This window comes from Georgenia sp. 311 (genome assembly GCF_006151955.1).
GTDB classification, from domain to species: Bacteria; Actinomycetota; Actinomycetes; order Actinomycetales; family Actinomycetaceae; genus Oceanitalea; species Oceanitalea wutianyii.
Map to the genome: position 1 here is coordinate 84,081 of NZ_VDFS01000063.1, position 13,758 is coordinate 97,838.

At 74.8% G+C, this 13,758-nt stretch carries 11 protein-coding genes; 3 read left to right on the forward strand and 8 right to left on the reverse strand.

What is annotated here, in order from left to right; translation table 11 throughout:
- The 3 genes from FHE66_RS14045 to FHE66_RS14055 form a co-directional block, all read right to left on the reverse strand.
- Window positions 1-513, reverse strand: a 513-nt coding sequence (locus tag FHE66_RS14045; RefSeq protein ID WP_139073673.1) for a regulatory protein RecX, incomplete at its 3' end; no start/stop codon positions are given.
- Window positions 510-1,553 carry a recombinase RecA gene (gene recA, locus FHE66_RS14050; RefSeq protein WP_139073585.1) on the reverse strand — a complete coding sequence of 348 codons (1,044 nt, stop codon included), beginning with the start codon at window positions 1,551-1,553 and terminating at the stop codon, window positions 510-512. The genes recA and FHE66_RS14045, both read right to left, overlap by 4 nt.
- 218 nt (window positions 1,554-1,771) lie before the next feature.
- Window positions 1,772-2,002 (reverse strand): DUF3046 domain-containing protein, encoded by a 231-nt coding sequence (locus tag FHE66_RS14055; protein WP_139073586.1) that lies wholly within the window; start codon window positions 2,000-2,002, stop codon window positions 1,772-1,774.
- A gap of 87 nt (window positions 2,003-2,089) precedes the next feature.
- Here FHE66_RS14055 and FHE66_RS14060 point away from each other — a divergent pair, with 87 nt between their 5' ends.
- The gene (locus FHE66_RS14060; RefSeq protein WP_139073587.1) at window positions 2,090-6,787 is read left to right on the forward strand and encodes an ATP-dependent helicase; all 4,698 of its coding nucleotides are present in this window, start codon (window positions 2,090-2,092) and stop codon (window positions 6,785-6,787) included.
- Window positions 6,780-7,565: a DNA-formamidopyrimidine glycosylase family protein gene (locus tag FHE66_RS14065; protein WP_139073588.1), complete on the forward strand. Its 786-nt coding sequence runs from the start codon at window positions 6,780-6,782 to the stop codon at window positions 7,563-7,565. The genes FHE66_RS14060 and FHE66_RS14065 overlap by 8 nt, the downstream gene beginning before the upstream one ends.
- 73 nt (window positions 7,566-7,638) lie before the next feature.
- On the opposite strand, the gene FHE66_RS14070 is transcribed toward FHE66_RS14065, so the two are convergent.
- The 3 genes from FHE66_RS14070 to pgsA all read right to left on the reverse strand — a co-directional run bounded on the left by FHE66_RS14070 (window position 7,639) and on the right by pgsA (window position 9,190).
- Window positions 7,639-7,947 (reverse strand): helix-turn-helix domain-containing protein, encoded by a 309-nt coding sequence (locus FHE66_RS14070; protein ID WP_230976556.1) that lies wholly within the window; start codon window positions 7,945-7,947, stop codon window positions 7,639-7,641.
- A gap of 137 nt (window positions 7,948-8,084) precedes the next feature.
- On the reverse strand, window positions 8,085-8,588 hold the full coding sequence (locus tag FHE66_RS14075; RefSeq protein WP_139073590.1) for a CinA family protein: 504 nt from the start codon (window positions 8,586-8,588) through the stop codon (window positions 8,085-8,087).
- Window positions 8,585-9,190 (reverse strand): CDP-diacylglycerol--glycerol-3-phosphate 3-phosphatidyltransferase, encoded by a 606-nt coding sequence (pgsA, locus tag FHE66_RS14080; protein ID WP_176554791.1) that lies wholly within the window; start codon window positions 9,188-9,190, stop codon window positions 8,585-8,587. The genes FHE66_RS14075 and pgsA overlap by 4 nt, the downstream gene beginning before the upstream one ends.
- A gap of 66 nt (window positions 9,191-9,256) precedes the next feature.
- Between pgsA and FHE66_RS14085 the strand changes: the two genes are divergently transcribed.
- Entirely contained in the window at window positions 9,257-10,552 is a 1,296-nt protein-coding gene (locus tag FHE66_RS14085) for a CapA family protein (RefSeq protein WP_139073592.1), read from the forward strand.
- 12 nt (window positions 10,553-10,564) lie between these two features.
- Here FHE66_RS14085 and FHE66_RS14090 read toward each other — a convergent pair whose 3' ends face one another.
- Together FHE66_RS14090 and FHE66_RS14095 are read right to left on the reverse strand one after the other, a co-directional pair.
- A complete protein-coding gene (locus FHE66_RS14090) occupies window positions 10,565-13,192 on the reverse strand; it encodes a DNA translocase FtsK (protein WP_139073593.1) in 2,628 nt (875 codons plus the stop codon).
- A gap of 116 nt (window positions 13,193-13,308) precedes the next feature.
- Entirely contained in the window at window positions 13,309-13,719 is a 411-nt protein-coding gene (locus FHE66_RS14095; protein WP_139073594.1) for a hypothetical protein, read from the reverse strand.
- Window positions 13,720-13,758: the final 39 nt, after the last annotated feature.

The window sequence follows — 13,758 nt, forward strand, 5'->3', positions numbered from 1 at the left end:
CGCGCGCATGACGACGCCGGGAGGGTAGCCCTTGCGGGCGAGCATCCCGGCAAGGCGGCGGCGCCGCTTCACCGGGTCCAGGCCGCGAGTCGTCCGCGCCTTGCGCACGGCGAGCGCGACCGCCGTGGTGACCTCGTCCTCGTCGTCGATCTGCTCGAGCGCCTGCTCGGCGACCTCGGGGCTCACGCCCTTGAGGCGCAGCTCGTGGGCGAGCGCCCGCCGGGCCAGGCCACGCTCCTCGTGCCGGGTACGGACGAGCATCTCGGCGTACGCGGCGTCGTCGACGAGCCCGACCTCCTCGAACCGGTCGAGGAGAGCCTCGGCCAGCTCCTCCGGGACGTCCCGGGAGGCGAGCTTCTCGGCGAGCTGGGACCGGCTGCGCGGGGCGGCGGCGAGCTGGCGCAGGAGGATCGCGCGGGCGACCTCCTCCGTCGGCGGCTCGCGGTCCTCGGCGGCGGCGCCGGTGGCCGGGGGCTCAGGCGCCCGGCCACCGGAGCGACGTGCGGGGCTCAGAAGTCGACCTCGGCCTCCGCGCCGTCCTTCGCCTCGGCGGACTTGCCGATGCCGAGCTTGTCGAGGATCTTCTTCTCGATCTCCTCGGCGAGCTCGGGGTTGTCCTTGAGGAAGCGCCGGGAGTTCTCCTTGCCCTGGCCGAGCTGGTCGCCCTCGTAGGTGAACCAGGCACCGGACTTGCGCACGATGCCGTGCTCGACGCCGAGGTCGAGCAGGCCACCCTCGCGCGAGATGCCCTGGCCGTAGACGATGTCGAACTCGGCCTGCTTGAAGGGCGGGGCCATCTTGTTCTTGACGATCTTGGCCCGGGTGCGGTTGCCCACCGGGACGGCGCCCTCCTTGAGGGTCTCGATGCGGCGGACGTCGATCCGGATCGAGGCGTAGAACTTCAGCGCCTTGCCACCGGTGGTGGTCTCGGGCGAGCCGAAGAACACGCCGATCTTCTCGCGGAGCTGGTTGATGAAGATCGCGGTGGTGCCCGAGGCGGACAGCGCACCGGTGATCTTGCGCAGTGCCTGGGACATGAGGCGCGCCTGCAGACCGACGTGGGAGTCACCCATCTCGCCCTCGATCTCGGCCTTGGGCACGAGCGCGGCGACCGAGTCGATGACGACGATGTCGATCGCGCCGGAGCGGATCAGCATGTCCATGATCTCCAGCGCCTGCTCACCGGTGTCCGGCTGGGAGACGAGGAGGGCGTCGGTGTCGACGCCGAGCTTCTTGGCGTACTCCGGGTCCAGCGCGTGCTCCGCGTCGATGAAGGCGGCGATCCCGCCGGCCCGCTGCGCGTTGGCCACGGCGTGCAGGGCGACGGTCGTCTTGCCGGAGGACTCCGGGCCGTAGATCTCGACGACGCGCCCGCGGGGCAGTCCGCCGATGCCGAGGGCGACGTCCAGGGCCACCGACCCGGTGGGGATGACGGCGACGGGCGGACGGGTGTCGTCCCCCAGCCGCATGATCGAGCCCTTGCCGAACTGGCGGTCGATCTGGCTGAGCGCGGCCTCCAGGGCCTTGCTGCGGTCTGCTACGGGAGCGGCCATGTGAGTTCTCCTTGGGTCAGTCGGCCGGGCGCCGGCCGGGCGGAACAGGGCTGGTCTTCCAGGGCCCGCCCTCTCCGGACGGCTACCTGTTGGGGAGGCTATGCCCGACCACCGACATCCGGGTCGCGGCCCCTCCCGACTGTGGAGACCCGCGACCCGTCCTTCCCTGGGGACCAGCCTAGACCGAACGGGTGTTCGACCGCACGCGACACGCGGGGTCAGCGACGCTTCGGGTCCAGCGTCCCGCGGTGGCGCCAGCGCACGAGCTCTCCGAGCTCCATCTCCTCGCACACGGCGTCCCACACCTGCTGCGGCGCGAGGCCGTCGGCGAGCGCCTGGGCGGCCGTCCGGTTGCCCAGCGGCACGAGGACGAGCTCGGCGGCGAGGGTGCGGCCGTACGCCGAGCCGAAGGTGTCCTCCAGCGCCTGCCGGAACTCCGAGTGCTTCACCGCACAAGGGTGCCACGACCGCCCGTGGGGGCGCGCACCGGGGGGCTCGGGGCGTGCGTGTCGGACCTCACCTGCACAATGAGGGCCATGGTGGCAGACGTGTTGGCCGGGTTCTCCGCCCCGACGCGCGCCTGGTTCGCCGGCGCCTTCGCCGCGCCCACCGCCGCCCAGACCGGCGCCTGGGAGGCGGTGCGCGCCGGGGACCACGCCCTCGTCGTGGCCCCGACCGGCTCGGGCAAGACGCTCTCGGCGTTCCTGTGGTCGGTCGATCGCCTCCTCACCGGGGAGGATCCCCCGCCCGAGCGGCGCGCCCGTGTCGTCTACGTCTCCCCGCTCAAGGCCCTCGCCGCGGACGTCGAGCGCAACCTGCGCTCCCCCCTCGTCGGCATCACCCGGGCGGCGGCCGCGTCCGGCACCCCGCTGCGCGACGTCACGGTGGGCGTGCGCACGGGCGACACCCCACCCGCGGAGCGCCGCGCCCTGGCCACCCGGCCGCCGGACATCCTCATCACCACCCCCGAGTCGCTCTACCTCGTCCTCACCTCCGCAGCGCGCGAGGGGCTGCGCGGGGTGGAGACGGTCATCCTCGACGAGGTCCACGCCGTGGCCGGCACCAAGCGCGGGGCGCACCTCGCGGTCACCCTCGAGCGGCTCGACGCCCTCCTGCCGCGCCCGGCGCAGCGGATCGGGCTCTCGGCCACGGTGCGTCCGGTCGAGGCGGTGGCGCGCTTCCTCTCCGGTGCCCGCACCCCGGACGAGGGCGGTCGCCCGGTCCGCATCGTGCGCCCGGAGGTCGCCAAGGAGCTGCAGATCGACGTCGTCGTCCCCGTCCCCGACCTGTCCGACCTGCCCGAGGCACCGAGCGAGCCCGCGGCGGAGCCGGACCTGTCGGGCTCCGCCGCCGGCCGCCTGCCCGGACCGCACCGCGCCTCGATCTGGCCGCACGTCGAGGAACGCCTCGTCGACCTCATCACCACCCACCGCTCGACCATCGTCTTCGCCAACTCACGGCGCGGGGCCGAGCGCCTCGCCGCACGGGTCAACGAGGTCTGGGCCGAGCGCACCCGGCCCGCCGACGCGGAGAGCGGGCCCGCGAGCTCGGCCGACGCCTGGGCCGCCCAGGTCCCCGGGCAGTCGGGGACGGCCTCGCCGGCCGCCGACGGAGAGCTCGCCCGGGCCCACCACGGCTCGATGAGCCGCGAGGAGCGCACCCGCATCGAGACGGCGCTGAAGTCCGGCACCCTGCCCGCCGTCATCGCCACCTCCACCCTCGAGCTCGGCATCGACATGGGCACGGTCGACCTCGTCGTCCAGGTCGGTGCCCCGCCGTCGGTGGCCTCGGCGCTCCAGCGCATCGGGCGGGCCGGGCACCAGGTCGGGGCGCTGTCCCGCGGCGTCGTCCTGCCCACCCACCGCGGTGACCTCCTCGCGTCCTCGGTGACCTCCGTGCGGGCCCAGGAGGGGGCGATCGAGGCGCTGCACGTCGTGAGCAACCCGCTCGACGTCCTCGCCCAGCAGGTCGTGGCGATGCTCGCCGTGGACGATTGGCCGGTCGACGAGCTCGCCGCCCTCGTGCGGCGCAGCGCCCCGTTCGAGTCGCTCGGGGACGCCTCCCTCCACGCGGTCCTCGACATGCTCTCCGGCCGCTACCCCAGCGAGGAGTTCGCCGAGCTGCGTCCGCGCGTCGTGTGGGACCGCGCCGCGGGCACGCTCACCGCGCGGCCGGGCGCGCTGCGGCTGGCGACGACGAGCGGGGGCACCATCCCCGACCGTGGCCTGTACGGCGTCTTCCTCGCCGCCACCGCGACCCAGGACGGCGACGGCGTCACCTCCGCGGGTCGGGGCGGGCGCCGGGTGGGCGAGCTCGACGAGGAGATGGTCTTCGAGTCGCGCGTCGGCGACACCTTCACCCTCGGGTCGAGCACGTGGCGCATCGAGGACATCACCCCCGACCGGGTCCTCGTCTCCCCCGCCCCCGGCCAGCCCGGGCGGCTGCCGTTCTGGAAGGGCGACTCCCCCGGGCGGCCCGTCGAGCTCGGCCGGGCGCTGGGCGCGTTCGTCCGCACGACCGCGGCGCTGCCCACCGACGAGGCGCACGCCAGGCTCGCGGCGCAGGGCCTGGACGAGTGGGCGCGAGACAACCTCCTCGGCTACCTGGACGAGCAGCGCGAGCACGCCCACCTGAGCGACGACCGCACGATCGTCCTCGAGCGCTTCCGCGACGAGCTCGGCGACTGGCGAGTGGTCATCCACTCCCCCTTCGGCTCCCGGGTCCACACCCCGTGGGCGCTCGTGCTCTCCGCGCGGCTGCGTGAGCGGCTCGGGATGGACGTCGCCGCCATGCCGGCCGACGACGGCATCGTCCTGCGCCTGCCCGACGTCGGCCCCGAGGGCGGGGAGCTGCCGATCGCTGCCGAGGACCTCCTCCTCGAGCCCGACGAGGTCACCGGCCTGGTCGTCGAGGGGCTCGCCGGCTCGGCGCACTTCGCCTCGCGGTTCCGTGAGGCCGCCACCCGCGCGCTCCTCCTGCCGCGCCGGCGCCCCGACCGCCGCCAGCCGCTGTGGCAGCAGCGCCACCGCGCCGCCCAGCTGCTCGGCGTGGCGGTCGACCACCCCGACTTCCCCATCGTGCTCGAGGCGGTTCGTGAGTGCCTCCAGGACGACTTCGACACCCCGGCGCTGGCCGAGGTCATGGCGCAGGTGGCCCGGCGCGACCTGCGCGTCGTCGAGGTCTCCACCCCCACCCCCTCACCCTTCGCGCGCAGCCTGCTCATGGGCTACGTCGGGCAGTTCCTCTACGACGGCGACGCCCCCGCCGCCGAACGCCGCGCCGCCGCCCTCACCCTCGACCCGCGCCTGCTCGCCGAGCTCATCGGCCCGGGTGCCACCGAGCTCGCCGACCTCCTCGAGCCGACCGCCCTGGCGGACATCGAGGAGGAGGTGGGGCTGCGCCGCCACCCCGCCGGCGACCTCGAGGCCGTCGCCGACCTCGTGCGCCGCCTCGGTCCGGTCACCGGCGCCGACGTCGCCGCCCGGTGCGCCCCGCCCACGTCCGCCGGGGAGTGGCTCGCCGAGCTCGAGACGGCCCGGCGCGTCATCCGCGTCACCGTCGGCGGCCAGGAACGGTGGGCGGCGATCGAGGACGCCGGCCGGCTGCGTGACGCCCTCGGGGTGGCCCTGCCCGTCGGCCTGCCGGAGGGCGTGCTCGAGCCCGTCGCCGACCCGCTCGGTGACCTCGTCCGTCGCTACGCCCGCACGCACGGCCCCTTCCGCGCCGAGGAGCCGGCCGCCCACCTCGGGCTGGGGACCGCCGCGATCGCCCCGGTCCTGCGGCGGCTGACGGCGGCCTCCGCCCTCGTCACCGGACGCCTGCGCCCGGGCTCGGAGACCGGCGACCAGTACTGCGACGCCGAGGTGCTGCGCCGCATCCGCCGCCGCAGCCTCGCCGTGCTGCGTGCGGAGGTCGAGGCCGTGCCGGCGACCACCCTCGGGGCCTTCCTCCCACGCTGGCAGCAGGTCGCCACCGCCGGCAGCGGCCCCGCGGCGCTCGCCTCGGTGGTCGACCAGCTCGCCGGGGCCAGGGTCCCGGCCTCCGCCCTGGAGTCCCTCGTCCTGCCGGCGCGGGTCAGTGGCTACCGCGGCGCGCTCCTCGACGAGCTCACCACCGCGGGTGAGGTCCTGTGGTGCGGCGCCGGCGCGCTGCCCGGCGTCGACGGCTACCTCGTGCTCGCCCCCGCCGACAGCCCCGAGCTGCTGCCTCCCGCCCAGGAGGTGGCGGACGACCCGCTCCAGCACACCCTCCTCGAGGTGCTCGCCGGGGGCGGGCAGTTCTTCCGCGAGCTGCTCGCCGCCTGCCGCGAGCAGGACGCCATGGTGAGCACCGACCGGGTGCTCGACGCGCTGTGGGAGCTCGCCTGGGGCGGCCACGTGACCAACGACTCCCTCGCCCCCGTCCGCGCCCGGCTCTCCGGCGGCCGCCCGGCCCACCACTCCGCGCGCCGGCCGCCTCGGGCCAGCGGCGCGCTCTCCCGGCGTCGCTCGCTCGTCGCCGCGGCCGCCGGGTCCAGGCCGGGCGGGCCGCTACCGCCCGCCGCGGCCGGGCGCTGGTCCCTCGTCCCCCGCGCCGGCGGGAACGCCACGGCCGTCCTCGCGCAGGTCGCGGCGCTGCTCGAGCGGCACGGCGTGCTCACCCGGGGCGCGGTCGGCCTGGAGGACCTCCCCGGCGGATTCGCCACCGCCTACCCCGTGCTCACCCGGCTCGAGGACGCCGGGAAGGTCCGCCGCGGCTACCTCGTCGAAGGGCTGGGCGCGGCCCAGTTCGCCCTCCCCGAGTGCGTCGACCTGCTGCGCGACGCCGCCCGGCGCGCCTCGCCCACGCCTCTGCTCCTCGCCGCGACCGACCCGGCCAACCCGTACGGTGCCGCGCTCCCCTGGCCCGACGCCACGGCGGAGGGCGCCCGCCCGCGCCGTGCGGCGGGCTCGGTCGTCGTCCTCGTCGGCGGCGAGCTGTGCCTCTACGTCGAGCGAGGCGGGCGCACCCTGCTCTCCTTCACCACCGACCCCGCCCGCCTGGAGGTCGCGGCCGGCGAGCTCGCCCGCACCGCCGCACGCGGGACGCTCGGCCGTCTCACCCTCCACCGGGTCGACGGTGAGCCCGCGCTCGGCGCCGGCGGCCCGGTCCGCGCCGCCCTCCAGGAGGCGGGCTTCTTCGCCACCCCCCGCGGCCTGCGGATCCGGGAGGACGGGCCGGCCAGGCGCGCGGCGGACGGAGCAGCACGTGCCTGAGGGGGACATCGTCCTGCGGGTGGCCCGGCGGATGGACGCGGTGCTCGCCGGCCAGCGGCTGGTCCGCGGCGAGCTGCGCTGGGGCCGTCTCGGGGACACCGACCTCGCCGGACGGGTGGTGCTCGCCAACCAGCCGGTGGGCAAGCACCTGCTCACCCGCCTCGACGACGGCCGCACGCTCCACACGCACCTGCGCATGGACGGCAGCTGGTGGATCACCCGCGCCGGCCAGGAGCGCGGCGCCGACCGCTCGCCCCGGGTCCGCGCGGTGCTCGGCACCGAGCGCTGGACGTGCGTTGGACGGCTGCTCGGGATGGTCGACCTCGTGCGCACGCGGGACGAGCACCTCCTCGTGGGCCACCTCGGCCCCGATCTCCTCGCCGACGGCGTCGACCTCGCCGAGTGCGGCGAGCGTGTCCGCGCACAGGGCGACCGCCCGATCGGCGCCGTCCTGCTCGACCAGACCGTCGTCGCCGGGATCGGCACGCTCTACCTCGCCGAGTCCCTGTGGGCCCACCGGGTCCACCCGCTGCGCCCCGCGCGGGACGTCGACCAGGCGCAGGCGCTGTGCGCGACCGCCCGCGCCCTCATGCTCCGCTCGGCGGACGCGCCGCTGCCCACCGCCACCGGGGAGAGCGCCCCCGGGCGCACCAGCCACGCCCACGGCCGGCGGGGGCGCCCCTGCCGGCGCTGCGGCACCCCGATCGCCGAGCTCCGGGTGGGCCCGCCGGGCCAGGAGCGCCCGGCGTTCTACTGCCCTGCCTGCCAGCCCCGCTGAGCGGCAACGACCCGGGCACGACTCAGCCCCCGACGGCCGGAGCCGGTCGGGGGCTGAGTGGGTCGGGCGGGTGTCAGGCGACGCCGGCGAGCTCCTTGCGCAGCGAGGAGACGAGCTCCTCGGGCACCGTGTCGGGGACGTGGACGCCCTCGGCGACCGCGATGCGGTCGCTGACCTTGCGCAGCACGAAGGACATGGGGATGTTGAGGGCGGTGCAGATGGAGGCGAGCAGCTCGGAGGACGCCTCCTTCTGGCCGCGCTCCACCTCGCTCAGGTAGCCGAGGGAGACGCGCGCTGCGGAGGAGACCTCACGCAGTGTGCGGCCCTGGTGCTGTCGCACCGTCCGAAGTACGTCACCGATCTCGCGTCGTAGGACGATCACCGGGGCCACCTCCTGTCGCTCGCCGTGGTTTGCCTTACGGTACCCCGGCGCAGGCGAGGGCGCGGGCCGGGACGGGAGCCGTCTCGCTGGGCGGTTGGGCGGCCCGAGCACGGTGCCGCCATGGATGTGGTGTGTCATCACCTGCTCCAACTCCGGCCCGAAGCAATTTGTTCCCGGTCCTCGAGCAGCCCGACGAGGAGGGCGAGCACCGCCGCGGTGCTCGCCCGCCGCACGAGCGGACGCGTGCCGGACAGGCGAAGACGCCGCACCCGCACGGTTCCGGCCAGGCTCGCGGCGACGAAGACCGTCCCGGCCGGGTGCCCCTCGTCGGGGCCGGGGCCGGCGACGCCGGTGGTCCCCAGCCCGCAGTCCGCCCCGAACACGCGCGCGGCCCCGGTGGCGAGCTGGGCGGCCACCTCCGCCTGCACCGCGCCACCTCGCGCGAGCAGTACGCGGTCCACCCCGAGCAGCTGCGCCTTGAGCTCGCTCACGTAGGCGACGAGCCCGCCACGCACCACACGCGAGGAGCCGGGCACGTCGACGAGCGCTGCGCTCACCAGCCCTCCGGTGAGGGACTCCCCCGTCGCCACCGTGAGGCCGGCGTCACGGAGCCGGCCGACGACGTCGCCGGCGGGTGTCACGGGGCGCCGGGTGCGGGGGCGCGCGCGATCCGGACCGCGCGGAGCACGTAGTCCAGACCGGTGACCACGGTGACGACGACGGCGAGCAGCATGACCCACCAGGCGACGAGGAGCACGACGTCGGCGGCACCCTGCGGCAGCAGGGCCTCCCACGGCACGAGGTAGGCGGCGATGAAGACGACCTGGAGCACCGTCTTGAGCTTGCCGCCGTTGGAGGCGGCCATGACGGCGCGACGCACCATGACGAAGCGGAGCGCGGTGATGCCGAGCTCGCGCACGATGATGATCACCGGCACCCACCACGGGATCGTCCCCTCGGCCCACAGGAGCACGAGCGCGGCGATGACGAGCGCCTTGTCCGCAATCGGGTCGGCGATCTTGCCGAAGTTCGTCACGAGACCACGGCTGCGGGCGATGTAGCCGTCGAGCTTGTCGGTCGCCGCGGCGAGGAGGAAGACGACCGCGGCCAGCACGCGCTGCGTGGTCGAGTCACCCAGCATGAGCACGGCGAAGACCGGCACGAGGGCCACGCGGACCATCGTGAGGACGTTCGCCAGGTTCCACAGCGGGACGTGCTGGGTCCCGTGGGTGTCGGTCGGCATGACACCAGGGTACGGTCCCCGGACAGGTGGACGGCATCCCGCACCCCGGCCAGTACGCTCTGCGGCATGGCGCGCCATGCCCACCCCTCCCGCCGCGGCCCGTCCGTCTGGGCGGTGCTGGGCCTCGCCGTCGTCGCCGCCGTCCTCGTCCTCGCGGCGCTGCTTCGCCCCTGGGACACCGAGCCCACGGTCACTGCCGACCCGACGCCGACGGCGACCGAGACCTCGGCCCCCACGCCGACGCCGTCCCCCACGCCCGAGCCGCCGCCGGACGCCCGCTTCACCATCGTCGGCGGCGGCGACGTCCTGCCCCACACCACCGTGATCCGGACGGCCGAGACGGGTGAGGGGTACGACTTCGTCCCGATGATGGAGGCGACGGCTCAGTACACCCGGGGCGCGGACCTCGCGCTGTGCAACTTCGAGGTCCCGCTCGCCCCGCCCGGCACGGCACCGAGCGGCTACCCGATGTTCGGAGCGCCGGAGGAGCTCGCCGCCGACCTCGCGAGGCTCGGCTGGGACGGCTGCTCGACGGGGACCAACCACAGCCTCGACCGCGGGATGGCCGGTCTCGAGCACACCCTGGACGCGATGGACGCGGCCGGGCTGGGGCACGTGGGGACCGCGCGCAGCGAGGAGGAGGCCGACAGCGCCCAGTGGTACGAGCTCGAGCGCGAGGGCCAGACCATCCGGGTGGCGCAGATCGGTGCGACGTACGGCACCAACGGCCTGCCGGTTCCCGCGGACAGCCCGTGGGCGGTCGAGCTCATCGACGCCGACCGGCTCGTGGGGATGGCCGCCGAGGCGCGGGCGGAGGGTGCGGACCTCGTCGTCGCGAGCATCCACTGCTGCAGCGAGTACAGCGGCACCCCCCACCCGGACCAGGTGAGCCTGGCCGAGACGCTCGCCGCGTCGGGCGAGGTCGACCTCGTCCTGGGCCACCACGCCCATGTGCCCCAGCCCATCGAGCGGCTCCCCGGCGGCCCGCGCGGTGAGGGGATGTGGGTGGCCTACGGACTGGGCAACTTCATCTCCAACCAGGACGAGCGGTGCTGCGTGCCGCAGACCGCCACCGGCCTGCTCGCCCTGGCCACCGTCGTCAAACCGTTCGACGGGCCCGCCCGGGTGGAGTCGATGGAGTGGACCGCCGTGACGGTCGACCGGGTCGGCGCGCAGCGGCTGTACGTCCTGTCCGACCTCCTTGCCGGCGCGCGGCCCGAGGGCCTGACCCTGTCCGAGGGGCAGATCAGCAGCCGCTACGAGCAGGTGCTCGAGGTCGTCGGTGACGCCGCGACCGAGCGCACCGAGCCCCCGCAGCCCACCGGCCCGCCCCCGCTGGTCCTGCCCCGCACGGATCGCTGAGCCGGCGGGGCGTCAGCGGCCGGTGAGGTGCCAGGCGTCCTCGTCGGACGCGGTGTCGTCGTCGTAGTAGTCCTCGGCGAGCGGCGCGTCGCCGGTGGGCAGCACGGTGGTCGGGTCGACCTCCGCCGCGACGTCGTAGGGCACGTCGTCGCCCGACGGCGGCACGTCCTCCCCGCGGAGCATCGCGAGGGTGGCCGGCAGGTCGTCGGGCTGGACGAGGACGTCGCGCGCCTTGGAGCCCTCGGAGGGACCGACGATCTCGCGGGACTCGAGGAGGTCCATGAGCCGCCCGGCCTTCGCGAAGCCGACGCGGAGCTTGCGCTGGAGCATCGACGTCGAGCCGAACTGGGAGGTGACGACGAGCTCGGCCGCCTGGAGCAGGAGGTCGAGGTCGTCGCCGATGTCCTCGTCGACCTGCTTCTTCGCCGCCGCCACGATGACGTCGTCGCGGTAGTTCGGCTTGAGCTGGGACTTCACGTGCTCGACGACGGCGTGGATCTCCGACTCGGTGACCCAGGCGCCCTGGACGCGCATCGGCTTGGGGGCGCCCATCGGGAGGAACAGCGCGTCCCCCTGGCCGATGAGCTTCTCCGCGCCGGGCTGGTCGAGGACGACGCGCGAGTCCGCGAGGGACGACGTCGCGAACGCCATCCGCGAGGGCACGTTCGCCTTGATGAGGCCGGTGACGACGTCGACGCTCGGGCGCTGGGTGGCGAGCACGAGGTGGATGCCGGCGGCGCGGGCGAGCTGGGTGATGCGCTGGACGGAGGCCTCGACGTCACGCGGGGCGACCATCATGAGGTCGGCGAGCTCGTCGACGACGACGAGGAGGTAGGGGTAGGGCGAGATCTTGCGCTCGCTGCCCGGCAGCGGCTTGACCTTGCCCGAGCGGACCCCGGCGTTGAAGTCGTCGATGTGCTTGTACCCGAAGGCGGCGAGGTCGTCGTAGCGGGCGTCCATCTCCCGCACGACCCAGTCCAGCGCCTCGGCGGCCTTCTTCGGGCTCGTGATGATCGGGGTGATGAGGTGCGGGATGCCCTCGTAGATCGTCAGCTCGACCCGCTTGGGGTCCACGAGCACCATGCGCACCTCCTCGGGGGTGGCACGCATCATGATCGAGGTGATCATCGAGTTGACGAAGCTCGACTTCCCGGCGCCGGTGGCGCCCGCGACGAGCAGGTGGGGCATCTTCGCGAGGTTCGCCACGACGTAGCCGCCCTCGACGTCCTTGCCCACGCCCATGACGAGGGGGTGCTCGGTGCGCCGGGCGGCCGAGGAGCGAAGGACGTCGCCCAGGGCGACGGTCTCGCGGTCGGCGTTGGGGATCTCGATGCCGATCGCCGACTTGCCGGGGATCGGGGACAGGATGCGGACGTCGGCGCTGGCGACGGCGTAGGCGATGTTCTTGCTCAGCGCCGTCACGCGCTCGACCTTCGTCCCGGCGCCGAGCTCCACCTCGTAGCGGGTGACCGTCGGGCCCCGGGAGAAGCCGGTGACCTTGGCGTTGATCTCGAACTGCTCGAGGACGTTGCTCAGCGCCTCGACGACGCGGTCGTTGGCGGCCGAGCGCACCTTGTGCGGCGCGCCCTTGACGAGGACGTCGTCGGCCGGGAGCTGGTAGACGATGTCGGGGCTGAGCTCGAGCTGCTCCGCGCGCGCCGGCAGCGGCGTCGTCGGCGGGGCGAGCAGCTCCTCCTCGACGGGCTCCGGCTCCGGCTCGGGCGCAGGGGCGGAGCGCTTGCGTCCCTTGCGGGGCAGGACGGTCGTGGCGTCGGGGGCGGCGGGGGCCTCGGTCTCCGCAGCCCGGACGAACGCCTCGTCGGCCTGGTACTCCCCCGGGGTGACCTCCGGGGCCTGCTTGGCGCGGCGACGGCGCGGCTTCGGCGGACGGCCGGCGGTGACCTCCTCCTCGGCAGGCGGGTGCTCGGCCGCCGCCCGCTCCCGGCCGGTGAGGGCGGCGAGCCTGCGCGGTATGGCCGCGATCGGGGTGGCGGTGATGATGAGCACCGAGAAGAAACCGAGGATGGCGAGAACCGGGATCGCGACCCACTCGCTGAGCAGGACGGTGAGCGGGGTCCCGACGAGCCAGCCGACGACGCCGCCGGCGTCCTGCACGGCCGGGAAGTCCTGGGTGGGGCTGGGCACCCCGCGGGCGACGTGGATGATGCCGGTGACGGCGACGACGGCGATCGACAGCCCGATGGTCACCCGGCCGTTGTCCTCGCCCCGCTCGGGGTGGCGCATGAGGCGCACGGCGAGGACGACGAGGACGAGGGGAAGCAGGACGGCGAGCACGCCGACGCTCCCGGCGGTGACGGCGTGGATGGCCGTCCCGGCGGCACCGGACAGCCCGAACCACTCCCGGGCGGCGACGACGACCGCGAGCGCGAGCAGCAGCAGGGCCACCCCGTCCTTGCGGAGCGCGGGGTCCAGCCCGCGAGCACCACTTCCCATTCGACGCAGGGTCCCTCCGATGACGTGGGCGAGGCCCAACCACAGCCCACGCACCATCCGGACCGGCCACGGGGATCGCGGTGGGCTGGGGGCGCGACTCGACCGTCCACCGGAACGCGCCGCCGAGCTCCCGCTCGGCCTGGCGGACCGGGCGGACCGTGCGGGGGAAGTCGTACGGGTCGCCATGTGTGTCCTCCAAGCGGTGCGTCGTGGACGCACCTGCGGGTCAACTGAACCACACCGGCACGCCCGCGCACCCGGTGGACACGCGACGGGGACCGGATCCGCCCGCATTCGGCGGGTCAGGCCGTGAGCAGCCCCACGCCGAGGGTGAGGAGCCCTGCCACGAGGAGCACGGCGCCGACGGGCAGCAGGATGACGAGGCGGTTGGGCCGCTCCCGGCCCCGGCCCACGGCGGAGAGGAAGAACCCCGCGGGCATGAGGATCGCCGCACAGAGCACCCCCGTCCGCGCCAGCCAGGCCCAGCCCCCGGTGAGACCGGTCGCCTCGGTGAGGAGCAGGCAGACGAGACCCAGGATGACGAACACGCCCGCGTGCGCGTGGCCGGCGCGGAAGAAGGACGTCTGGAACGGGGTGGCGGGCACCTTCGCGGTGGCCACCTTGATCATGAAGTAGCCGCCGCTCGTCACGGTGACCGCCGCGAGGACCGCGACGCCCGCCGTCGAGAGGGCTGCCGGTGACAGCTCGAGCACGATGGACCCCCCTGATTGGTCTAACACCGTTATCTAACA

Excerpts from the sequence above, each read along its gene's own strand:
- FHE66_RS14085 (WP_139073592.1), top strand. The coding sequence starts at position 9,257 with ATGGCGCGCCATGCCCACCCCTCCCGCCGCGGCCCGTCCGTCTGGGCG.
- pgsA (WP_176554791.1), bottom strand. The coding sequence starts at position 9,190 with ATGCCGACCGACACCCACGGGACCCAGCACGTCCCGCTGTGGAACCTG.
- FHE66_RS14090 (WP_139073593.1), bottom strand. The coding sequence starts at position 13,192 with ATGGCGACCCGTACGACTTCCCCCGCACGGTCCGCCCGGTCCGCCAGG.
- recA (WP_139073585.1), bottom strand. The coding sequence starts at position 1,553 with ATGGCCGCTCCCGTAGCAGACCGCAGCAAGGCCCTGGAGGCCGCGCTC.
- FHE66_RS14060 (WP_139073587.1), top strand. The coding sequence starts at position 2,090 with ATGGTGGCAGACGTGTTGGCCGGGTTCTCCGCCCCGACGCGCGCCTGG.